Source organism: Bartonella sp. SL317, assembly GCF_059687655.1.
Genome location: NZ_CM185144.1, coordinates 1,530,183 through 1,554,940, shown reverse-complemented (window position 1 = coordinate 1,554,940; position 24,758 = coordinate 1,530,183). Strand labels below are relative to the sequence as shown.

Here is a 24,758-nt window from a genome sequence, read left to right as displayed (position 1 = left end):
AATGTTTTTAAAACACATAGTGCATTTGTCTTAAACGATGTGTAAAATAAAAAGTAAATTCCACTATTCTGCTGTTAATAAGCATAATTTATAAAATTCATTTTAAGAAATTTTAAATAAGAGTATTTTACAATATTCGAGATTATGATTCAAGGTGTGCAGTGATGATTTATCATTATAAATCAACTCATTACATGAATATTAACCTCATGTAGTTTCTCTTAGTTTAACCAACATTCAGCGCTTTTCACATATGGTTTTATTTCAAGAATCGCTCCCATATCCATAAGCATGAATACAGGAGCGAAACTTCTATCCTTTTCACCTCAATCAGGATATCCCCACACACAAACAGTTACCCGTTCTTGTAACGGTTTCTTAAATTTATTGACAATTTACTTCCTTTTACCAATCACCAACATAAGAGTTACCCATAAAACGCTGCCGAATATCCTTATCACGCTTAACTGTTTACTTAGCGCCTCCAGACACTTTTTGAGGGATTAAATTTACATAGATGTGATATAATTCACTTCTATTTCATTAAACATCTGCTGGATACATTTATCCGAATCTAACAGAAAGCGAGAGTTCACACCTGGTCGTGGCAGAACAAAGGTAAAAAAACAAGGACCTTCAACTGGATTACCCAACGACCACACATTTTTTCTCGCACCTCCATTGAGATCAATAATGTTATAATTTCTGTCAATATTCAAGCCACCAGTATGATAGTCTCCATTTGCATATTCTGTGATAAAACCCTTACTATAGAGATTTCTGATTAATGGTGAGCGCTCAAGATTTATGTCAAATGGATCTATCCTTGCTTGGATAACAACATCTGCGACCTGAGTCGTTGTTTCTTCTGAGAAAGTACCAACAATACGGAAAACAGAATTTTTCTCGTCAATTCCTAAAATAGGTGAAGGACCAAGATCTACGCGAAGTAAACCACTATCGATTAAAGCGAGTAACTGCCTGTTCCGCACTAAAGGCGGACCGACAGCTATACGATTCATAATAGGGACAAAGTCACTTACAAAACGAGCATGCGAGTCTGGTGTCAAACCACTCCATTCAACGCAATAGCGCATGGTATCACGCACATCTCTCAAGACATCAGCTGCTGCTTTGACACTGCCAGAAACATTTCCTGCGTAAGCATTTTTGAGATCGTCTTCCAAAAATTCATAGATATATCGTTTGTAATCAACAGAATTTTTGAATACAACGCCTTGTAAAGGATATAATATTTCGTCAATTTTCCTAAAATCTTCATAATCAATGCACGTAGTCTTACCCACGGCATGATAGTATGCTCTCAACATCTCCTTTTTCAAGACTGGAAGAACATCTTCAAAAAAATCAAATTTCTTTTTTTCCTGTCGCAGAGATTTGAAGTAATCTAATGTAAAGAATTCAGCTGTATAAGCCTCAGAGGTCCCTTTCTCATTTATGGCTCTAGAAGAAAATGGAAGCCCTTGTCTTGAAAAGAGACTGATAACAGGCTCTCGCCCTGATGGTATATATTCCAAGCGGCCTCTGTTCTCTTTATATCGGCCTCCTCTTCCAACAGTTAGCTCAGCTATAACATCATGCGCCGTTAGTCCCATACCCTGCACCAGCACTCGAGCATCAGGGCTAATACTTTCTATCATGGATAAAGGATAAGGAGATCTTATAAATCCTAAGTTGGGATTTTTATGCTTATTTGAAGAAACAAAATCTATTTTTTGTTGCTCATTTTCTGTAAGTATATTCGTACCATGCCCAGTAGTCATAAATATAAATTCAAAGGACTGCTTATAATCCCCATCTACCACAACAATAAATTCACGCTCTGATAATGGCTTAATATCAATCACATGAGATCTTATAATAGACACATCTACATTACGCGGTCTGTTTGCTGTCAATTGATCTACAACGAATTGTAAATAATTCCCTAATTCAGCACGTGATAGATAGTCATTATCGTCTATAGGTGTTCCAACATCTGAGTCTTCAGCCATATGATAGAAGTTAGAACCTATTTTACGGATACCTGTATCTTTAGCCCATTGAGCAAATGATGGTCCGTTGGTATATGGGCCAGAAACTTCACAAGTTTTATCTAAGAACATAGTCATTTGCGATGCAACTGTATTGACTAATAGATAATCTGCTTGTCTTGGCGAATGAGATCCACAACCATGTTCATTGGGATCAAATATTGTCAGGTTTATATGCACACTACTTATATAACGACGAGCATAGGCATTTATCCTCTCATAAAAACTAATGCCACGGGCTCCAAAACCAATGATAGCACAATTAATGATTTTTTTTCTGTTTGTAGCCATAGTGTCTTTCCTGTATAAACCACACGCATAGAATAAAAAAAAGAAATGATGAAATAGAGAATATTAGGATATAATCCTCTATTATATAGAAAAGCCAAGTAAATATATACGCAGCTATTGCTTGTGATAAGGCGAATGCTGACACTGCTCTGCTCCAGATAATTTGCTGAATTTGTAGATCAGACGAAGACAATTCTCCTATTAAACCAAGATATAAAGGTACAATGCCAGGGGTAGCGGCACCCATAATAAGAGCCGATAGTAACAACGTGATCTTTAAATCAGGGAATAATAGCAATAAAAGCGAAGCAAATAATTGCACAAAATTCATCAACAAGATCATTGAGCAATACGATGTTTTCTTGGCTGCTATGCCCAATATTATGGCTCCTAAAAACGCACCAAAGGCATAAACTAGCCAAATGATAGAAGAAAAATAGGCCGATGGTATTGTGCGAAGCAAAACAAAATTCACAAGAAATAATATATATGGCATCAACGCTGCAGCATTTATGCCATATGTTAGATATATGAAATAATCTATTCGCTTAGACTTATACGACTTTTTAATGTGCTTAAAATTCGTGTTGGGAATAAACTGGTAGGTTATTATAAAAAATATAAGAGTGATCAAAAAGAGTGCACCCCAATAATAATATACTTTAATACTTGCTATCATAGGTGTAAACAAAGCAGACAATAGCAAGCCTAACCCCACTCCTGAGAACATTATACCACCAGAACGAGCGCGATCTTTTGGACCTATAGCCGGTAACAAAGTCGGAGCAGCCACAGCTGTTAAAACCCCACCCGACAAGCCTACAATAAAACGCCATATCATGAACCATAAGCTTCCATATGGATAGCAACAGCATAAAAAAGACAGCGCACTCATGAAGAATGCTAATCTCAATGCATATCTTGGAGAAATGAGGCGTAAAATATAAGGGGATGAAAAAGCACCGATGAAGTAACCTAAAAAGTTTGCAGAACCTACCCAAAAAATATGATTTTCATCAAGCCAACCTTGACTTATAAGATAAGGAGTTGCAGGCGTATAAGCAAAGCGTGATAAACCTATACCAACCAAGGATGCCGCAAATCCACTCAATACGTACTTGACCGTTTTATTCATTGTTATATTAGCTTTAGATTTACGTTTTCTTAGCCCTGTATAGAGTGAGCATACTCATTTTCTAATTCTGAGATAATTTGTGCTGCCGGAGTAAAACGCGCCAAGAAAGCATTTTGCCCCGCCCAAAAAGGACCTATATCAAGATCTCCTCGTGAGAGCATACTTTTTTGCAGCTGCTTGAAGGCATCATAACCGTAAGGATACCCCGGAATATCCTTATCAGTAATACTCATCGCCCACTGGACAAACGACGTCATTATTGACCGCGCAGGCCGCCCAGAAATGGCTCGCGTCAAAACGGTTGGTATGGATTTATCAGACTTCAAAAGATTTTTATGACAATGACTCGCACCGCTTTCGCTACACCCTATAAAGGCACTCCCTAATTGTACTCCCTGAGCACCCATAAGCATAACACTCGCTATATCAGCCCCAGTCATTATACCGCCTGCAGCAATTATAGGAAGAGACAAGTTCTGAGCCAAAAGCCGAGTTAAAACGTGCGTTGATAACTTCTCGTCAAATTGTGAAAGATTAAATTGTCCTCGGTGTCCTCCTGCCTCAAAGCCTTGAGCAATTATTGCATCCAAACCCTTGTCTGCAATTTCTTTCCCCTCTTCAAGACAAGTTGCAGTAGCCATAAGTTTGGCACCGGTCTGTCGAAAGATATCAATGATATCATCATCAGGAACACCAAAATGAAAGCTAATAATATCAGGGGATTGTGCAGCGACAGCGATAGCTAAAGCCTTATTATTTTTAATAGAGGCGTATATATTCTTAAGAGGAGTATTTAGAATCATTTCCCCCCTAAAAAATGATCGTTTAGTTTAGTTCGCCAATGAGAATCTTTTGCTGTATCCACACGCAAAAAAGGATCATGACAGAAAAGATTAACATTAAATGGCCGATCAGTTAGTGCTTTCGTTTTTTGAATTAACAAAACCGCTTCATCCGGCCATAATCCACCAATAGCTATCGAACCAACCGCACCAGAATTAGATACGGCAGCCACCATCTCAGGCGTCGATACACCCGCCATAGGCGCTTGTATTATTAAAGAGCGTATATTTTTAGGTAATGTAGCTAACACAGTAGCCCTCAAAATTGATGGTTTGAAAATTCATCATCTATAATGCTTTTGAGACTATAGATGGGAAATACGAACAACAACAACACTTACTCTTGCTCCACACCGCTTAGCATCAAGTTAGCAGCAAGAAAATTAAAGCTTCGTTCATTTTCATATTCGGCGGTGATATATATAAAAAAATCTACGATTGCAACAATCCACTATCCTGATAAATTGTGATATATACAGTTTTTCTATAACCTTAAATCTACTTCATTAGGCTTGTCGTGATATACTTATTTGTTCAGCACAGTAGATGGAAAACTATGAGCAGTTTTTTTGATAAAAGCATTATAATTTCAAGAAAAACAAAGAGAACCAAATCACTGTAAAGATCACCCCGCCCTTAAGTTCTGTAAATGATATTTTGTATCTCATCTTAACCTGCAAAACTTTATAATATTAAAATCAATCAACAAAAGAATCATTAAAGCAGAAAATAGAGACAAGAGAGAAAAAGGAAAGACAAGCCAATAAAGCGCTTAAAAAAGGTGAGTGTGAAACAGCCCGTGCTCTTTTGTCTGAAGCCCCCTCTAAAGACAATGCATATGATGATATGCTCTCGTTTATTGTCAATGATACAAGCGTAGAAAAGCTTGGGAAACTCTTAAAAGAAAATCCCCGTGGTCTGTTGTTAGTTCGTGATGAATTATCTGGTTTTTTAGCCAATTTGGAGAGAAAGGAATATCAATCAGACCGTTCTTTCTATCTAACAGCTCTTAATGGCAATAAGCCATACACCTATGACCGTATAGAGCGTAGAACCATTTTTATTCCCAGTGCAACCATCTCTGTCATTGGGGGCATTCAGCCCCTTCACGGATTATTCCCATTATTCAAGCAATGCACCGTGGAATAAACAATGACGGCTTATTGCAATGATTTCAAATGCTGGTCTTTCCCGATGAATAAAAAGAGTGTGACTGGATTGATAGAGCTCCCAATCAAAAGGCATGGGAAAACTATCAAGAGGTCTTTCGTTCTCTTTATGATAAACCTTTAGGATCACCCAAATACCCTACCATACGTTTTCCTGCTGAAGCTCAAGAGATATTTCGTGAATAGTGGAAAATTTTCAAAAAACAACAAAAGGAGGTCCTTTCTCTGCAAGTTTACAATCGCATCTTTTGAAAATGAATAAAACCATACCAACCCTTGCGTTAATTTTTGAATTGAGTGAAGGCGGGTGTTTTGAAATTGGGCTCTACGCCATCACAACAGCATTGCGTTGCGAAAAATATCTGTTAAGCCATGTCAAAAGACTTTATGCGGCGGGGAATGCCTCTATAGAAGATTGTGCAAAATTGATTATCGAACGTTGTGATCACTTACCCGATGTTTTTACTTTACGTGATATTCATCAAAGAAGTTGGACGCATTTAAAAGACCATGCCATTATAAAACAGTCTTTAGAGCTTTCATGTCGTTGTAACTATATTCGTGAAATAGCAAGCGATAATAGCTCTAAAAGCGGTCGACCTAGCATACGCTATGGATGGCATCCTTTAAGTGAAAAGTAATAAGACATCACAATAGGCAATCAGAAAATCTTATAAAACACTAAACTTTATAACCTTTATTTATGTCATGAAACTTTAAATTCTTTCTATCTCTTAGTTTTGAGTATTTTGAAGTTTTTTACGCCCCCCTTTATATATTTTTAAAAATTAAAAAATAAAAGTTATTATATTTCAATGCGTTACTTTTTATCAAGTTTAAAAATAACAGCCTATAGTGATATTACAAAGCTATAAACACAACTCATAATATATTTCGAAGGTATTTTGAGAATGTTAGAAACTTTCAAAACTTCTCTGTAAAATGTGCGATAAAATGCTTCAAAATAATCATTATGATGTTTTAAAAACACATAATGAATTTGTCTTGATTAACATATGAAATAACCAAATCTCTTATATAAAAATATAGCTCTATTGCAATATGCTGCAATCTATTAAGTATGATCATTAATACGTCACACTACGCTCTTTGTTGGAATATTATCGTCAACAAGCAAAATCACCCCGTGAATTGGGAACTCTGTTTGAAAATTTTTAAAGGATTATCTTATGCAAGACCCATTGCAAAAGCAAGAATACGAAAAGGTTCAGACTTATTTGGAATGGGCGCAAGAGCATGATGAAGATGGACGTGATATTGGCATTGATCTGGTGGCTACAATCCGTGATCAAGGAGGTTATGCGGCTATTCAATGTAAATGTTATGATGCTTCTCACGTCATTAAAAAACGAAGATATTGATAGTTTTATCGCTGCCTCTGGCAAAAGGATTTTTACGCGTCGTATTCTGGTTGATAATACCGAAAGCAATTGGAGTGATAATGCTAATAACACGTGTGATGGTCAAAAAGTTCGCATTCAACAGATTAATCTGTTTGATTTAGAAAACAGTCAAATTGATTGGGGGGCTTATAAAGAAAAAGGACAAGCCGTCCTTAAAGAACAACCGAAAAAAAGCTTTTAGATCATTAGAAAGATGCACTACTGAAAGATGTCTGTGAAGGTTTAAAAAGCAGACTGTGGCAAGCTGATTATGGCATGTGGAACGGGTAAGACGTTTACTAGCCTTAAGATAGCAGAAACTCTCGCCGGAAAAGGCAAGCGTGTGTTGTTTCTAGTGCCTTCTCTTGCTTTGATGTCACAAACAATCCGTGAGTGGCCCCTTGATACAGAGGTGCCCTTACGTTCCTTTGCGGTATGTTCTGATACAAAAGTAGGCAAGCGTCGTAAAGGGAAACATGATGATGAATCTGGTCTCGATGCTTCTGATCTTGTTTTACCGGCGACAACGGATGCGAAAGAGCTTGCACGTAAAGCTAATAAGACTTCTTTTGATGTGATGACTGTAGTCTTTTCCACTTACCATTCCATTCAAGTGATTTCCGGTGCACAAAAAGAGCATGGGTTACCCGAATTTGATCTGATTATTTGTGATGAAGCCCATAGAACGACTGGAGTTGTATTGGGAGCGGACAAGCATGAATCTGAATTTATCAAGGTTCATGACAATAGCATTATTCGAGGCAAAAAACACCTCTACATGACAGCAACTCAAAAAATCTTTAATGACAAGCTGAAAAGTAATGCTGTCTTATCCAATAACGTTTTGGTGTCCATGGATAATGAAAAACAACTTTACATACACTTTTCACGTGCTTTAGAGGATAAGCTGTTATTACCTTGTAAAGTTATCATATTAGTTGTCAACGAAGAAGACGTAAGCCAATCCATTCAACATCTTATTACCGATAAGAATTATGAACTTATTCTTGACGATAGGATCAAGATTAATGGCTGTTATAGAGCCCTTACCAAAATGGATCTGAAACTTGATCTTGAAGATGACCCCAAGCCTATGCGTAGAGCTTTAGCTTTTTGCAAGGATATTGATACTTCTAAACGCATATGCAAAAGATTTAAAAAAGAAAAAATGTAAGAATCTTTGCGCGCTCTTCATAAAAACTATAAAGATACTCACCCTCTTAACTGTACCCTTGCCCATATTGATGGAACCTTTAGTGCTAAAGAGCGTACAAAACAACTTGATTGGTTAAAGGAAGACGCGGGGGAAAAAGCGTGTTGTTTACTTACCAATGTACGCTGTCTTTCTGAAGGTGTTGATGTTCCCGCTCTTGATGCCGTTCTATTTTTACACCCGCGAAAAAGTCAAATTGAGATTATTCAAGCAATAGGACGTGTAATGCGTCGAGCAGAAGGTAAAAAAGAGGCTATATCATTCTACCCATTGGGATATTCGCTGACATTTCGCCAGAAATAGCCTTAGAAAACAACAAAAAGTATAATGTCATCTGGCAAGTGCTTAATGCTTTACGTGCCATGATGACAACTTTAATAAAATAATTCACCATATGCACAAAAAACAAGACGTAAGCGATATTCTTGAAATCGTTGCTGCTTCTCAAGAACTTGCGTTAGAAGATACGACCACGGTTATTGATGATTTTACCTATACGCTCAAAATTAGAGTATTCAGGACTTAATATTGGGTTAGCAACTTATGAACCCTCTCACACAGGTGGAGAACAAGGAGAACTCCGCTTTTTTTCTAAATGCAAAGATGCCATTAGAGCTGCTATTGTTAATAGATTTTACGACCCTAGCTATTGGAAAAGATGGGCAATAAATGTTGGTGATCTTGCTCAAACTCATATCACACGCTTAACTGAGGTTTTGGCAAAATCAGAAACTGAAACACGACGGGTATTTAACGATTTTATGACCGAATTGCGTAGCAATTTAAATATGAATATTTCTGAACAAAATGCAATTGAAATGCTTGCGCAACATTTTGTAACACGTTCAGTCTTTAATGCTTTATTTGAGGAGCATCAATTTGTTCAAGAAAATCCCATATCTTGTGCTTTACAACGTGTACTCAATACCCTTGATAAGTTTATTCTTAAAGAAGAATCTCAAGATCTCAAAAATATTTCTAAAAGTGTACAATTTTACACGCGTGGAATTACCACTCTTGAAGTACAACAAAGCTTAATTGTAGAGCTGTATTGTATAATGAATTTTTCCGTTATGCTTTTCCACGTACAGTAGAAACATTAGGAATTGTTTATACCCCCGTTGAGGTTGTGGATTTTATTAGTCACTCTGTTGGATGTTTTACGAAATGAGTTTAGGAAAAGCTTGGGGTCACGTGGTGTTTCTATTTTAGACCATTTTACAGGAACCGGTACCTTTATCACACGGCTTTTACAATCCAATCTCATAAAACCAGAGCACATGGAATATAAATTCCGTCATGATATTCACGCTAATGAAATTGTCTTACTCGCCTATTACATAGCAGCGATTAACATTGTGTAGACCTATCATAGTCTCATGAAAGGTGAATATATTCCTTTCAAACATATTTGTTTAACCGATACGTTTCGGATGCTTGAAGAGAAAAGTCTGCTACACGAATTGTTTAAAGAAAACAGTGAATATTTAGAACATCAGAAAAATCTGAATATCGAAGTTATCTTTGGGAATCTCCCTTATTCGGTAGGACAAAAAAACAAAGATGATAATGCGAAGAATACCCCTTATCCAGCATTAAACAAGCGTATCCGTGAAACTTACGCGGCTCAATCGAAAATTACGAATATACGAGCGCTTTATGACAATTATATTCGTGCCATTCGCTGAGCTAGTGACCGTATTGATAATGCTGGGGTAATCGGCTTTGTTTCTGGTTCGGGTTACGTAGAAAAATCAACAATGAACAGTTTACGAAAATCTTTAGCCAAAGAAGGGGAAAATATTTTTGATAATGGAAGTATGACCGGTATCGCCGTAACACTATTTATCAAAAACCCCAAAGCTTCTGGAGAATGTAAAATTTACTATCATGATATCGGTAATAATCTCACGACAAAAGATAAACTTACAGCCCTCGAGTATTTTGGTAGTATTACTGGAATTACAAATAAATCAAGCTGGCAAACGATTACACCAGACGAGCATGGAGATTGGATACCTCAACGTGATGATAGTTTCAAATCATTTTTAGTGTTAGGGGATAAGATCATAGGTGATAAGAAAAGTCATGATAAAAGGCTTTTTGAGATTCATTCTTGTGGACTAAAAACCAATCGTAACGTTTGGACATATAATTCAAGTCGTGAATCCTTAGTGAAGAACATGAGCAATATGATTGCCTTCTATAACAGCGAAGTGAAGCGTTTTAATAAAGCCTATCGACATGATGACCGTAAGTCACATGTAAAGGTTGTAAATGATTTTGTCTATACAAGTGAGAGAAAGATAAGTTGGAGTAGTAGTTTAAAAGAAGAATTGGTAAGAAGAAAGATTTGTGAATTTTAAAATACATGCCTTACGCAAAGTTTATATCGTCCTTTTACACAACAGTGGCTTTATTATAATCGCACTTTCAATGAGAGAGTTTATCAAATGCCGCGCATATTCCCTATAGGAAAAGCGGTTGAAAATAGAGTGATTCAAGTTACAGGTGTAGCAGCAATAGGGGAATTTTCTGCGTTGATGAATAAGAATTTACCTAACTTGGATTCAATAGAAAAAGGTCTATGCTTTCCACGATATTTTTACGAAGACGCTATAGTCTTAAAAAATAAAAATGAAAAGCAATCCCATTTATTTGCAAATATTACAGAGGAAAACAAACCAGCTGGTTTACAACGGCGTGATGCCATTACGAATGAAGGACTAGACCATTTTAAAGCGGCTTATCCGAATGAAAAAATTACGAAAGATGATTTGTTTTATTATGTTTATGGAATTTTACATTCAAAAGATTATCGTACTCGCTATGCTGATAACCTCTCTAAAGAATTGCCTCGTATCCCTTGTGTAAAAACTGCTGAGGACTTTTGGAAATTTGTGACAGCAGGACGTGACCTAGAGCATTTGCACATCAATTATGAAACTGTAGAACCTTATCCAGTAACCTTTTAAAAAGGTAATCCAAAACAGACTGATATCTCTAATCCAGAGAAGTTTTATTACGTGACAGAAATGAAATTCGCAAAAGTTAAGAATAGTAAGGAAAAGGATAAATCGACTGTTATTTATAATAGCAACATCACGATGACAGATATTCCTCTTGAAGCTTATAAATATATCGTCAATGGCAAACCTGCTCTTGAATGAGTTATGGGGCGTCAATGCGTTAAGACTGATAAAAAGAGTGGTATTGTGAATGATGCCAATCGCTATGCTGTTGAGACCGTTGGTAACCCTGCCTACCCTCTAGAATTTTTTCAAAAAGTTATTACCGTAAGTTTAGAGACAATAAAAATCGTGAAAAACCTAGCAAAATTAGAAATTAAAGATACTGAATAGACTCTTGGCATACTCACATAATAGGTATGCTAGTCTTATTAAGGTCTCTTATGTATTGGTTTAAATGACGGTTTATTTTATCATCTGTTATGAAATAACAAAGATAGGAAATAATTACGTTATCAAAATACCTTATAGACTTTTGTAAATTCTATAAACGTATTATCTTGTAACTTGATCACATACAATCTTAAAAGGAGTGTTTATATGCGTTATTCTAAAAAAGAACATTTGCATTTTTAAACACTCTACTTTGGATTGCCTTTAAAAGATTAATACCGCAATCTAAAATGATAGCTTTATTCTTTTTTAAAGCTTTGCTTAAAGAAAAATATGTATATTCATTTTACTTATAGGTTTTGACGATGCAAAAATTGTCAAAACCCCCTCGAAACATATAGTATTGATTGAATTTAATGGTTGTATTATCAATATAGTTTGTTTTTTGAAGATTTGTAAAACATTAACTACTTGAAATATAATGTTTTTATTTTTATATAAAAGCAGCAACCGTCAAAACTCAAAACCTCTTCAAAACTCATAATCGTAACAATCTTGATAACATTTCTTATGATTATAAACTGTCTTTTGAAAGGCTTGTAAAAATCACATGCTTTCATAAGACATGTTTTAATCACTCACTAAAATCATAAACTGATCTATTAAAGTGGACTGATAAAAATTCGTTAAAGGGACTTTGATAATCTCTATAATTATAAGCTCTCTTTAGATGTTTTCATAACAGACTATAAATCACAATTATCATTTCTCTTATGAAAATAAAAAATGATGCGGTGGTTATAAAAAAGATAACAGCTATAGTGAATACATAAAAAAGCAGGTTATTCATAATCAAAATGCAAATGAATGCATTCGTTATAAGAGCGCAGGTTTATTAAGGTTGTTTAAATTAAAGACCCTTATAAACAAAATTCACAAAAAATTAAAATTCATTTAGTAAAAAACTAATACGCTATAAAGTTAAAAATATACATGATGAGAGCGTTTTTAAATATTTTAAATGTATAGATTAAAAATATAACGCAATTGTTTAATAAATAAAATAGTATATATTAAAAATAACATAATACAAAAGAAGAAATTAATAAGCATATGATAAATATATACACAAAATGAATTTAAAAAGCATGAAAATATCAAAAAAGATAAAATATTAATTGACAATAAATACGTATTTTACTATATAAATAATGAAGTTCTTAACAAACACTTTTTGGTAAGCGGCTAGGTTACGATGCAACTTTTCCAAAGTCTTTAAAATATTGACTGTCTTTTGTGCTGTGATTGGCATATAGTGATTTTGTCGGGTGTAGTTACGTTATACAATACCCTTATGGGAAAAATGCAGCAACGGACTAACTGCCGTGTTTTCAATACCCAGCGCCTTTATAGGTTGTCAATTGAAAACTTTTTACAGTTAGGTTTTGATTATGAGAAATATCTCAAAAAGCCCCCCGTTATCTCTAATATTTCAAATGAAACCGCCTCTGTTAACAAACAAGAGCCTGCAAAAAATACGAATTTATTAATGATAGTGAATATATAGATGGTTATTTCTTAACTCGAATTAAAGCATTAAGAGACTTTGCTAATGTAAAAGCGGAGGCTCTAGGTAGCTTTATTGAAAATGAAAGTAACCTATCTCATGATGGCAATTGTTGGGTTTATGATAATGCTCTTGTTTTAAATGCTGCCTATATTTATGAAAATGCAAAAATTTCTGATAAAGCGATTATAATGGGCTTTATTTATGGCAATGCGCATCTTTCTTATAAAGTTTGGGTTTATCATCATGCAAAGTTTATGATTCTGTCTATGGGAATGCAAAAATCAATAAAAAAAGCAAAGTAAGGTTGGTACCAAAAAACTGTGAAATTTATGAAAGCGATCATGTTGTCAATATTATTAAAACAGAATAAAAAACGGTGTGGAGGGCACCTTTAAGGCTATAAACGCCTTATAAGATACATTGGTTAAAACACAGCATAAAAGAGAGAATTCAAAAAGAAAGCCGTGCCAATTGATATGACGCAGCTTGCTCATAACGATTCTAATGATTAAAATGCATCACCCACAATAGAGTAATGGATACCTATATACAAAACTTATCATATTTCTAGCGCTCTATTGTTTTTATGAAAACTTATAAAAAGAACCGTAAATGATGGGTATGATTTTGATAGCATTCATTTGAATGAGAGAAACTATAAACGCTTTTATGGCTATCAAATGTATTAAGAATAATGCCCTTTTCTTTAAAGAGATTCATTTGAAACAAAATCCATTATCAAAACGCTTCTTAAAAACGTTTTAAATAAATGACCTCGAAATTGAGTTGAGTGAATTCAAGTAACGCATTTTCTAAAAATCAAAAGCAAGTGTATATGAAATGAATGTTTGTAACAAAATCCGTTTTTTATATTTACAAGCGTTGTTTTTTTAAAAAGATTTTCATAAGATAAATAAACAAACGCTTTTATAAAATATAAAGACTTTTAAGATTGGTTCTACTATGAAAGCTAGATCTTTGTTTTTTTTGTAAATGAAACGTTCTTAAGAGCAAATGATAACTAAGTTATAATTGTTATAAAAAGAGGATTTAAACGTTTCTTATAAAGATTTTATTTTACGTTTCAAATGTTTAAACGTGCATTTAGAGAAGTTATTATTAAGCATCCTTTCATTTTGCACTCAAACATAACTTTTTTACAAATTAGCCGGTCCATTTTTGGGCGCGTTATCTTTAGAATAGAGTACTCTTTAAACATTGTCGCTTTTTTTAAAAATTTAGAAAAATCCCATGCTTTTATGATTTTACAATGGTTTTGAACTTTGCTTGCTTATCTTTGTCTCAATAGGTTTCTCCAAATTTGGATTGACCCCATTTGGTTTTGTATTTTTAAACTATAACTTTTTGAACTTTATACCTACTATTTCGTACCTCGGTAAAAAAATACCGTAGTTATAAAATCATTATTTTTAAAATCCTTTTATGCGCCCTTAATGAATAAAAATCTATAAGCTTATAAAAGTTTCAAACGATTGCGTTTTTAACAATGCGATTTTGAATGATAAAAACGTATCATAAAATTTATGAACCGTTATGAATGATAGCTGCTTTTTATTTAAATGACACATGCGTTATAATATTTACATCATGATTTGCTTTTTATGCTCTATTCATACATGGCAACTGTTTATAAAAAATGATCAAATAAAACACGTATAAAAGTGTGGGTTCTTAAGTGAATTTATATAAAATAATTTCACTCAACATATTGACTTTATTAGTTTTTATGCAAAATATGTTGTCGTCACAAATACCCCAATAGTTCCCTTCTCATTAAAACTTAGAAAAATAATTAAGAGAGTGGTTATTCTCAAGATTTCTTAATTAATCCACACAATGCATACTTTTTACAAAGATCTCATATCGATATGAGAAAAGATATCATTTTCAGAATTGTATTTTTTCTATATAAAGGGACAATTTGGAGATTTCCTATGATTAATACTATTTACTGTGTTGGACGCAATTATTTAGAACATGCTTATGAACTTGGCAATGTCGTCGAAGATGAGCCCGTTATCTTTAGCAAACCCTATAGTTCACTCATCTTAGGAAATCAAATTGAGCTCCCTAATTTTTCTAAAGAAATCCATTTCGAAACTGAAATTGTACTCAGAATCTCAAAGGATACTTTTATGGTTGATGAGATAGATGCTGAAAAATGCTACGATGCCGTAGCAATAGGTCTTGATCTAACTGCCAGAGATTTACAAACAAAATTAAAAGAAAAAAAGCTTCCTTGGCTTTTGTCTAAAGGATTTAAAGGAGCCGCATACGTTTCTAACTTCATAAACAAGGAAAAAATAAATGATCCTATAACCTTCGAAATGAAGCTGAATGGTGAAACAAGGCAACTTGGTAATACGAGAAATATGATCTTTAGCTTTGAGAAAATAATTTCTTTTTTGAGCAGCTACATTCAATTAAAGAGTGGAGATATCATATATACAGGAACGCCACAAGGTGTGGGTAAACTTTCCCCATTTGATGAAATAGAATTATATCTTGAAGATAAATTAATTTCAGAAATAAAGGTAAAGTGAATCATCAAATACTCCTCTTTTTCATAGTCTCATTTTTTAACATATCCCTTGGTAAAACATAACTCTTATCATCGATAATGCTACGAAACTGGAAAAAAAGAATCTGCTCACTCATATTCAACATATACCCGTGAAACGCTTTCCATACTAGCGTGTATCAGCGATTATCCTCAACAGTAAAATGTTCTTTTTTTTTAAATTTATAAGTAGCTGCTATTTATTATATACCTTAAATCTGGCATCAATAGCTAAATTCAAAAAAAACTCGTACTAAAGTGCTAAGAGCAAAATGAAGCTTTTAACCAGCTTCATGAATGACCTTATGGCACATAATACTAAACCCTAAAGTATCAATATTCTATATCGCAACCTTTCCAAAACTCTTATCTTCTAGCGGTAGCATTAAAAAGAGATTTGAACTTGTAACAATACATCCTTTTAATATATTTGCATGATTCACTTTGATGATTATTTTATAACGTCATTTAACAAATAAAGAATAAAAGACTATATTAATAGAACGACAGGAACAGTTTTGTCTTTATTTTCTTTTTTCATTATCTTTGAATAACTTTATCTTTCAATAACAAAAGGCTAACAAAGCAATCTTTTCATGCTTCTATCTATCATTGTGAATAGTTCAACCTCTAACAGAGCTTCTATAACTACCCGTTCTTTCTTATTTTTTTGTATAATTGAATAATGTTGCATTTCTTTAATCATAGTCTAAAGACCTTTTGTATAAATAATATGAACTTATCGCAACATTTAACCAAATTTTTCAATATCTAAATTAACCTCTTTAAAATACAAAAACTATGGTGTTCCTCCTTTTCACTTATGATAACATCGTAAAATAAAAAAATGATTTTAGAAATCATTTGATTTTGCTAACATTAGGGGGGGTATCTTTAAATTAAGATAACAAATTTCTAATTCTTATTGAGCAAAATAAAACCCCTCTTCATTATGCAAAAAAATAAGATCAGAAAATCATAATTTTTTTCTGATAATTTTTAAAGACCTCCTATAATACGAGGTCTTTTTTTGGCCATTTATTTGTTATCAAAATAACAAATAAACTTCATATTCAAATATCTGTTACGTTATTTAAGGAGGAAACATTCTCTTTTCTAAAACTATATTTATCCACACTAAATCATAAAAAACGTTTTTTTCCTTTACACCTCATTTATATCATGCTTCGATACAAAATAATGCTTTTTTTAGTGTAATTTAATGTCAAAACAATTAAAGGGAACCCTCAAAAAATGAGCTCTAAACAAAATTTAAAAGAGAATCCTCAGGATAAGCTGCAACGTGGACTACACAACCGTCATGTACAACTGATAGCCATTGGCGGTGCTATTGGAACAGGTCTCTTCATGGGATCTGGAAAGACAATTAGTGTAGCAGGTCCTTCCATCATACTCGTTTATGCAATTATTGGTTTTGCTCTATACTTTGTCATGCGTGCTATGGGAGAATTACTGCTTTCTAATTCACAATATCGATCTCTCATTGATTTTTCAACCGATATGCTAGGACCAGGAATCGCTTTCTTTGTCGGCTGGAGCTATTGGTTGAGCTGGGTTGTAACTGGCGCAGCTGATATTATTGCTATCATTACTTATATGCACTTTTGGTGGCCAACCCTCAATCCATGGATTATTGTTTTTGCTTGCATTGGTTTCTTTTTAATCCTTAACCTCCTTGCCGTAAAATTTTTCGGTGAACTTGAATTCTGGTTTGGTCTTATCAAAGTCGTCGCAATTATAGCATTAATCGTTGTTGGATTTTATATGATCGCTACAGGCTTTACTTCCCCCAATGGTACGGTTGCTTCTCTCAATAACGTATGGAATGATGGAAATATTTTCCCGCGAGGAATTACAGGCTTTTTTGCTGGATTTCAAATTGCTATTTTTTCTTTCGTTGGTATAGAGATTGCTGGAACAACGGCTGCTGAAGTAAAAGAGCCTAAAAAAGTTCTTCCCAGAGCAATTAATGCAATACCAGTGCGTATTGTACTCTTTTACATCTTTTCTCTCGCTGTCATTATGTCTGTCACACCTTGGAATCAAATTGTTCCAGATAAAAGTCCCTTTGTTTCGATGTTTTTGCTTGCAGGCATTCCGATAGCGGCTGGTTTGGTAAATTTTGTCGTTCTCACCTCTGCTGCATCTTCAGCAAACAGTGGTATTTTTTCTACCAGCCGTATGATATATGGACTTGCAACACAAAAAGGTGCTCCTAAAACTTTAGGAAAGCTTTCCAAATACCATGTTCCAGCTAATGCTCTACTTTTTTCTTGCTTATGTATTTTAGTAGTATATATAGTTGCTTCACTCTCACCAAGCCTCATAAGTGCTTTTACAATTGTGACCAGCATTTCAGCTATTGCATTTTTATTCGTATGGTCTGTCATTTTGATTAGCTATATTGTCTATCGTCGCAATCATCCTCATCTGCATGCTGAATCCGTCTATAAAATGCCAGGGGGTGTTGTTATGTGTGGGCTGATTTTAATTTTCTTTGCTTTCATGCTTTATTTGTTAACATTAGAACCTGATACTCTAACAGCTTTAAAATATGGTATAGTCTGGTTTATTATGTTAGGCGTAACGTACTTTATGTTCGTAAGAAAACATACTTCTCAAAATAATAAATAAAGCCACATACATAAAAAAAACATCTCAAAAAAGGGTACTAAAAGTACCCTTTTTCTCTTTGATCTCCTCCCCACATCTAAAAGGATATGGATTCCTAAAATAGTCCGTTTACAAATAAGCCGGCTTGTTAAGGGAAGATACTTCTAAAAACTCATACGATTTGCCTACATAAGTGCTCTACGGATAAAACCCGCCCCGAATACTCACTATATATTCTAAAAATGCCTAATGTGTAAAATTTTGCCTGATCACTGCATTAAACAATGATATTTTACGGTATAATAGAATAAAACATGAGAAATTCTATAAAGAGTTTTCTATAAACTTCACTTACATCATTGATGTAACAAAACATTTAAGTTTCACCTAAAAAAGCCAAAAAACAAAGTTTATATTCAAGCTTTTCTTAAACTTAAACATACAACTCTCAACAGAATATTCCTAACAGCCATCTACAATACAAAATTTATGAAAATATTTTTTCTATTGTGTATAACTATATATAAACATATATAGTTATTTAAAGAATGCTTATTATAAATATTTATAATATATCTTGTATATAATTATGTATTAAGTTTAAAAAGCATAATAAAAATTTTATTATATTAATAACATATAAAATAATTAACACATTAACCAATAATTTTTTCTTTATTATTATATGATCGTAGAAAAAAATTCCTTTACTCCACAGCCATATCATGTTCCGATAGCAGGGATTACCTTTTTAAGGTAATTTTTATCTTAAAATAACTAAGGGGAATTTCCCAAAAATGAACAAAAAAAATTTAGAAAAAAAACCTAAGAAGAAATTGCAACGTGGACTACATAACCGCCATATACAGCTTATAGCCCTTGGTGGAGCAATTGGAACAGGTCTCTTTATGGGATCAGGAAAAACAATTAGCGTAGCAGGCCCCTCAATTTTACTCGTGTATGCGATTATTGGTTGTGCTCTATACTTTGTCATGCGTGCTATGGGAGAATTATTGCTTTCTAATACACAATACCGATCTTTTATTGACTTCTCAACCGATCTTCTAGGCCCATCTGCCGGATTCTTTATTGGCTGGACATATTGGTTATGTTGGATTGTCACTGGAACTGCTGAAATTATTGCTATTGTTACTTATGCACACTTTTGGTGGCCTGAACTTAATCCATGGATTCCTGTTATCATTGGCCTTATGTCCTTTTTAATTCTTAACCTAGTTGCCGTAAAACTCTTTGGTGAACTTGAGTTTTGGTTTGGTTTTATCAAAATCGCAGCTATTTTAGTCTTAATTGTTGTAGGATTTTACATGATCTTTACTGGTTTTGTATCTCCAAACGGCACAGTTGCTTCCCTGAGAAATATATGGAACGATGGAAATATTTTCCCTCGAGGGATTAGCGGTTTTTTTGCTGGATTTCAAATTGTTATTTTTGCTTTTGTTGGCATTGAACTGGCAGGAACAGCTGCTGCTGAAGTAAAAGAGCCTAACAAAGCCTTACCACAAGCTGTCAATTCAATACCTGTCCGTATTGTATTCTTTTATATTTTCTCTATTCTTGTAATTATGTCTGTAACACCTTGGAATCAAATAAGCCCAGACAAAAGTCCTTTTGTAACAATGTATGCACTTATCGGTATTCCAACTGCAGCTGGTTTAATGAATTTTGTTGTCCTCACAGCAGCCGCCTCTTCAGCAAATAGTGGAATTTTTTCTACCAGCCGTATGGTATATGGGTTAGCAACACAAAAAGGAGCTCCTAAATTTTTAGGAAAACTTTCTCGTAATCACGTTCCAGCCAACGCATTATTCTTTTCATGTTTATGCATCTTATTAGGTTATGCAGCTGTATCATTATCTCCAACCCTCATAGAGGCCTTTACGATTGTTACGACAATTGCCGCAACGTTGTTTATATTTGTATGGTCTGTCATTTTGATCAGCTATATCGTCTATCGTCGCAATCGTCCTCTCCAACATACTGTCTCTCCTTATAAAATGCCAGGAGGTGTTGTCATGTGCTGGGCGCTTCTTGTTTTCTTTGCATTTATTATTTATTTATTGTCATTAGAAGCGGATACTGCCATAGCTTTAAAATACACTCCAGCATGGTTTATATTTTTAGGCATTGTATATTTTCTTTTCGGAAGAAAGAATTATGCAAAAACTTAAAAACAACTTCTCCTAAAAAGTTGAATCTTATATTTCAAAAAAATCATATTAAAAAGGGTAACTCAAGTTACCCTTTTAAAATATTTATCTATAAAGTTATAAATGTGACGAAATATCTCTGTAGAGGCTTCAATTACGTTCTTTATCAACCAAAGCGTTAGATTTTATCCAAGGCATCATAGAACGAAGTTTTTTACCAACTTCTTCAATAGGATGATTATCATTTAAACGCCGCATACTTTTAAAATGAGCCGCACCAGCTTTATATTCCTGAATCCAATTCGATGTAAATTTACCCGTTTGGATATCTTTCAATATACGTTTCATTTCTGCTCTGGTTTCATCCGTAATCACACGTGGACCAGACATATATTCACCCCATTCAGCTGTATTAGAAATCGAATAATTCATATTCGCAATGCCCCCTTCATACATGAGATCAACAATCAATTTAACTTCATGTAAACACTCAAAATAAGCCATTTCCGGTGCATACCCTGCCTGTGTTAGTGTTTCATAACCTGCTCTAATCAGTTCAACAAGACCACCACACAAAACCGCTTGTTCACCAAAAAGATCCGTTTCACACTCTTCTTTAAATGTTGTTTCAATCACTCCAGCACGTCCACCACCAAGTCCACATGCATAAGATAAAGCTACATTATGAGCGTTCCCAGAAGCATCTTGTGCTACCGCTATTAAGCAAGGCACACCACACCCTCGCTGGTATTCATGACGCACTGTATGTCCTGGACCTTTAGGAGCAATCATCACAATATCAATAGTTTTTTTAGGCTCAATCAAGCCAAAATGAATGCTCAAACCATGCGCAAAAGCAATCGCTGCCCCATCACGTAAATGGTCATGAATATGCTCTTTGTAAATATCAGCTTGCAATTCATCTGGTGTTGCCATCATGATGAGATCAGCCCATTTTGCTGCTTCAGCAACACTCACCACTTCAAAACCATCAGCCATAGCCTTTTTAACTGTTTCCGATCCTAAACGTAAAGCTATTTGTACATTTTGGACACCGGAATCCTTCAAATTTAAAGCGTGTGCACGTCCTTGAGAACCATAACCAACAATGGCTACTTTTTTCCCTTTAAGGAGATTAACATCCGCATCACGATCATAATAAACACGCATAAAAACACTTCCTTCTTTTTCTACTTTAACTGGATTTCAGACTATTTTTATTAAATAAGAAACATTATCTTCAGTGCATCATACAACCATAAAGACAAAAATGCTGCTTGTAAGAACACAGCAGTTGAATAGTCTTTAAAGTTTACATACTGCATAGGAAAAACCGTAGTCCCCAAACATTCCCAAAACATATATGGATCCCCAAATAAAATTTAACTGCTGTTCTACAAAAACGATAATTACACAAACTAATATTTCTAAAGAAAATATATCTGCTAAGATTCTATTCTTCTGTCGCGAAACAAAGCATTATAGTCTAAAAATTAAGATATAACATACAGACTCTAACATGAACTAAATCAATACGGATAGCAAGAACAATTACAAAACAACAAAGATTATCGTAGTATAAGCATGGGAATACATGAAAGTGGGGATTGTTTCCATCACAAATGATGTTTAAGGATAGCATTCATATTGTTCTGGATGTTTTTTACAAAACGGGCTGTTTAAGCGCCTCTTGACACTTCTCTGTGGAATGACAGCACCAAGACGACAAATCGGCAAGTTTTCGGCTTTATGATTTCCACACCACCCCCCCCATTTATCTTTATAATGGAATCCTGATTGAAGCATGCAACCATGTATTGTTTCTATTGCATTAATACTTAAGTTTCTAGTTTCTGGATCAGCATCATAAGGGCTCGGCATGCCACATTCTAACAGGGCTTTTCCTACTTCGGTAAAATCTGCTCCCGGTCTTTCCCACATGTATATGTACCCTGGAGAAGGCTTATCAATGTTACATCCTGTTATAGTCAACAAAATGAGTCCGCTTAATAATTTTAAAATTTGTTTCATTTCTTGCTTCCTAGTTTAATTGAACTTAATTTTTATGCGGTGAGCATAAGAATCCCCATAAGCATGTCGACATGCTGGATCCGCATGACCATAACACGCATGGACATTGGGATAGCTTGTCATCATTTTCCATCCCTCTTTCCACCAATTACTGTCAGAGGGAACCTCGTAAAAAGTAGCAGGATTGCCACCAATCCCAACACCAACAAAGTCATATGCATGGTTTTCTAACTCAATAGAGGTTTGTTGGCCATCACTCAAATGAGATAACAGACCGGCTGTAGCCCAAGCATTCGCCGCTGGACCAACAAATTTGATTGTTGTTTTTTTAGCTATCCCATGCACACCTTCTTGTTTGAAAGAATTCATCATATTAGAATTTGTCAAACTGCCACGACTGTGGGCATCAAAATGTAATCCTGTGTTCCCATAGCGAGACATCAGATCTTTTGCTTCTTGTGTGGAATTGGTCAGACCCCAAAAGTTATTTTCAAAAAACTTCTGATAGCCTGCAATCAGCAGTTCTGAAATGGCAGAATCGGCTTGGGGAAACACAACAAAATAAAGCGGTACATTTTGATCATTCGCATGTTGCACAGCATATCCCGCTGCCGCTTCTGCTGAGGTAAAGATGCCATTAAGGGACACATGGACCTTGCCATCAGCCCCTTCCTGTAAATGCTGTTTTTCTTCCTCTGTTAAATAATGAAACTCAGGAATTTTTTGTCCACGACCGTCTCTGATATATTGTCCATTTTCATCTGTTTTATAGATTGTGTTGCCATTTTCATCACGATCCACCACAGCGATGGGGTGTTCTTTAAGAAACATGGTTTTATAGGAGTTATCACTGTATTTAAACCCTTCCTCCAGCAATTGCGTAGCCATCTCACGGTTTTCGTGGACGAGTTGTTCCAGCTTGGCAACATCGAGCTGTTGAACACCCTGATGGGCGTTAACGGTATCGCGATTAAGGGAAGCAATGGCTTGTTCGTCATTTTGCCCCGTTAATGCTTTCTGCCCTGCTTCATCGGTGAGCACAATGGTGCCATTGCTGATGGCCGATTTGGTATAGCCGTCCTCAGAATCCTTGACTTTGGAATGATCTAAGATATTTTTGGTAATGTTTTTTGCAACGCTATATTTGCCTTGATTCATCGGCCCCCCCGTTGAAATGCTAAGGCCTTTGCTGCTGGCTGTCGCTTCAGAACTGTTGATAATATCACTGGTTGTAATGGTGCCTGTTGTCAGACTATTTTTATCTGCCGATGCGCTGCTGTCAATAATGCCTCCGGTCAGTGTTGTTTTGTCTTTAACATTGATATCGTAGCCGCCCGCCCCCGCTTTAATGCCTGATTGTTCTACAACACTGTGATAATTGCTAGAGGATTTATCCTTATTCAAGGCAATATTGGTTGAAGCTTTATCATCCTTTTTTCCACCATTATAGCCAACAGAAAAGGAATTCTGCTTGCTGGAACTTTGCATCGTGTCACTCTGGCTGGTAATGGTTAAATCGCCCCCAACACCCATCTCTACATGGTTTCCAGAAACCACGGCCCCATTCAGTGTGGTGTTTTTTCCACTGCTAGTATGAACCGTGCCTGTGCCCACAACATGGCTGTTCTTGTGCTGTACTTCATCACTAGAGCCCTTGCCTTTCCCAAAGGAAGCATTGCCCATCCAGCCATGACCACTGGTGCCATAGGTATAGCCAACATTCATGGAAGCGTTTTCATTGTTGTTTTGTGTGCTTTGTGTGTTTTGTGCACTTTCAAGAATGATATCTTGCCCCGCTGTCAGATTAATATTGCCGCTCTGTTCATCATTGATCAGAGGGTTTGTGCCTGCAATAATATTAACCCCTTCACCATAGATGTTGCCTTTGTCAGCGTTTATGTTAATAGCATGCCCCCCTTGTATGTTATTTGTGAGCGCATTGGAAGTTTGATACGATGCCTCTGCCTTATTTGATTGAAACCCTGCCGTAATGCTGGCTGAGACATCAAGAGCATTGCGAATGTCTTTTGGGGTTGCGCCCCCCTTTATCCCACTATAGAGACCTTTGCCTTTATTATAGAGATCATAGCCTTTCAAGCCAGCAATCAAACCATTGCCGATTTTGTGTTTTATATCCCCATGACCAAAACGTGTGCCTGCATCCTTCACGTCTTGTATATCACCTAATATCCCTACATTGACAGATCCTGTCACACCAGCAAAAAACTTTTCATACCTAAACGATTACGCAATATACCCTCAAGCTGTGTGGCATCTATTGATGCGACAGACTGGTGGGCTGCAG

Annotated in this window: 10 protein-coding genes and 2 pseudogenes; 5 read left to right on the top strand and 7 right to left on the bottom strand. The window is 35.2% G+C overall.

Annotation, left to right across the window (positions count from 1 at the left end):
- Positions 1 to 509: 509 nt before the first annotated feature.
- Genes AC6ER9_RS06425 through AC6ER9_RS06410 form a run of 4 tightly spaced genes read right to left on the bottom strand, consistent with a single transcriptional unit; the run spans position 510 to position 4,573 of the window.
- Positions 510 to 2,345, bottom strand: coding sequence for an FAD/NAD(P)-binding protein (locus tag AC6ER9_RS06425; RefSeq protein WP_497073963.1), 1,836 nt, complete (start codon positions 2,343 to 2,345; stop codon positions 510 to 512).
- A complete protein-coding gene (locus tag AC6ER9_RS06420) occupies positions 2,317 to 3,480 on the bottom strand; it encodes a YbfB/YjiJ family MFS transporter (RefSeq protein WP_497073962.1) in 1,164 nt (387 codons plus the stop codon). Before AC6ER9_RS06420 ends, AC6ER9_RS06425 begins: the two co-directional genes overlap by 29 nt.
- 29 nt (positions 3,481 to 3,509) lie before the next feature.
- Complete coding sequence (locus AC6ER9_RS06415) at positions 3,510 to 4,283, bottom strand: NAD(P)H-dependent flavin oxidoreductase (protein ID WP_497073961.1); 774 nt, start codon at positions 4,281 to 4,283, stop codon at positions 3,510 to 3,512.
- Positions 4,280 to 4,573 (bottom strand): NAD(P)H-dependent flavin oxidoreductase, encoded by a 294-nt coding sequence (locus tag AC6ER9_RS06410; RefSeq protein ID WP_497073960.1) that lies wholly within the window; start codon positions 4,571 to 4,573, stop codon positions 4,280 to 4,282. The genes AC6ER9_RS06415 and AC6ER9_RS06410 overlap by 4 nt, the downstream gene beginning before the upstream one ends.
- A gap of 448 nt (positions 4,574 to 5,021) precedes the next feature.
- On the opposite strand from AC6ER9_RS06410, the pseudogene AC6ER9_RS06405 reads away from it, so the two are divergent.
- The 5 genes and pseudogenes from AC6ER9_RS06405 to AC6ER9_RS06385 form a co-directional block, all read left to right on the top strand.
- Positions 5,022 to 6,148 (top strand): annotated as a pseudogene (locus AC6ER9_RS06405) (DUF3987 domain-containing protein); the annotation flags it as partial.
- A 453-nt stretch (positions 6,149 to 6,601) separates the two neighbouring features.
- Positions 6,602 to 11,469: pseudogene (locus tag AC6ER9_RS06400) on the top strand (type ISP restriction/modification enzyme).
- Between the two features lie 3,525 nt (positions 11,470 to 14,994).
- Complete coding sequence (locus tag AC6ER9_RS06395; protein WP_497073959.1) at positions 14,995 to 15,603, top strand: fumarylacetoacetate hydrolase family protein; 609 nt, start codon at positions 14,995 to 14,997, stop codon at positions 15,601 to 15,603.
- A 1,271-nt stretch (positions 15,604 to 16,874) separates the two neighbouring features.
- On the top strand, positions 16,875 to 18,275 hold the full coding sequence (locus AC6ER9_RS06390; RefSeq protein WP_497073958.1) for an amino acid permease: 1,401 nt from the start codon (positions 16,875 to 16,877) through the stop codon (positions 18,273 to 18,275).
- A 776-nt stretch (positions 18,276 to 19,051) separates the two neighbouring features.
- On the top strand, positions 19,052 to 20,443 hold the full coding sequence (locus AC6ER9_RS06385) for an amino acid permease (protein WP_497073957.1): 1,392 nt from the start codon (positions 19,052 to 19,054) through the stop codon (positions 20,441 to 20,443).
- A 129-nt stretch (positions 20,444 to 20,572) separates the two neighbouring features.
- Here AC6ER9_RS06385 and ilvC read toward each other — a convergent pair whose 3' ends face one another.
- The 3 genes from ilvC to AC6ER9_RS06370 all read right to left on the bottom strand — a co-directional run bounded on the left by ilvC (position 20,573) and on the right by AC6ER9_RS06370 (position 24,667).
- On the bottom strand, positions 20,573 to 21,592 hold the full coding sequence (gene ilvC / locus AC6ER9_RS06380) for a ketol-acid reductoisomerase (protein ID WP_497073956.1): 1,020 nt from the start codon (positions 21,590 to 21,592) through the stop codon (positions 20,573 to 20,575).
- A 459-nt stretch (positions 21,593 to 22,051) separates the two neighbouring features.
- Entirely contained in the window at positions 22,052 to 22,453 is a 402-nt protein-coding gene (locus tag AC6ER9_RS06375) for a hypothetical protein (RefSeq protein ID WP_497073955.1), read from the bottom strand.
- Positions 22,454 to 22,468: 15 nt separating this feature from the next.
- Positions 22,469 to 24,667 carry a hemagglutinin repeat-containing protein gene (locus AC6ER9_RS06370; RefSeq protein WP_497073954.1) on the bottom strand — a complete coding sequence of 733 codons (2,199 nt, stop codon included), beginning with the start codon at positions 24,665 to 24,667 and terminating at the stop codon, positions 22,469 to 22,471.
- Between the last annotated feature and the right edge of the window lie 91 nt (positions 24,668 to 24,758).

Excerpts from the sequence above, each read along its gene's own strand:
- AC6ER9_RS06425 (WP_497073963.1), bottom strand. The coding sequence starts at position 2,345 with ATGGCTACAAACAGAAAAAAAATCATTAATTGTGCTATCATTGGTTTT.
- AC6ER9_RS06420 (WP_497073962.1), bottom strand. The coding sequence starts at position 3,480 with ATGAATAAAACGGTCAAGTACGTATTGAGTGGATTTGCGGCATCCTTG.
- AC6ER9_RS06415 (WP_497073961.1), bottom strand. The coding sequence starts at position 4,283 with ATGATTCTAAATACTCCTCTTAAGAATATATACGCCTCTATTAAAAAT.
- AC6ER9_RS06395 (WP_497073959.1), top strand. The coding sequence starts at position 14,995 with ATGATTAATACTATTTACTGTGTTGGACGCAATTATTTAGAACATGCT.
- AC6ER9_RS06390 (WP_497073958.1), top strand. The coding sequence starts at position 16,875 with ATGAGCTCTAAACAAAATTTAAAAGAGAATCCTCAGGATAAGCTGCAA.
- AC6ER9_RS06385 (WP_497073957.1), top strand. The coding sequence starts at position 19,052 with ATGAACAAAAAAAATTTAGAAAAAAAACCTAAGAAGAAATTGCAACGT.
- ilvC (WP_497073956.1), bottom strand. The coding sequence starts at position 21,592 with ATGCGTGTTTATTATGATCGTGATGCGGATGTTAATCTCCTTAAAGGG.
- AC6ER9_RS06375 (WP_497073955.1), bottom strand. The coding sequence starts at position 22,453 with ATGAAACAAATTTTAAAATTATTAAGCGGACTCATTTTGTTGACTATA.